Origin of the sequence: Psychrobacter sp. 16-MNA-CIBAN-0192, from assembly GCF_040309565.1 — a bacterium.
Classification (GTDB): Bacteria; Pseudomonadota; Gammaproteobacteria; order Pseudomonadales; family Moraxellaceae; genus Psychrobacter.
Window position 1 is genome coordinate 1 of the sequence record NZ_JBEOOX010000321.1, and the last position, 266, is coordinate 266.

Genomic DNA, 266 nt, shown 5'->3' on the forward strand with positions numbered 1-266 from the left:
GTCAGGCGCGGCGCGTTTTCACGGTCGACCACGGCCAGTGGCTGGGCGATGGTCTTCAGGCCGTCCTGCACGATGCCGATGTTTTCGAAGATGCCGTTGACCACCCACATGATCCAGCCGGACATGTTGACGATGCGGATCACCAGCCCGGTAGCCAGGGCAATCGCACCCACGGAGATCAGCGACTGTGTCCACAGCCACAGGGCCAGGCCAGTGGTGGTGACGATCAGCAGGCCGTTCAAAATACAGATCACGGTGTCCATGCT

General features: G+C 61.3%; 1 pseudogene. It reads right to left on the reverse strand.

The window, feature by feature from the left end:
• Positions 1–266 (reverse strand): annotated as a pseudogene (locus AAEY78_RS13400) (multidrug ABC transporter ATP-binding protein); the annotation flags it as partial.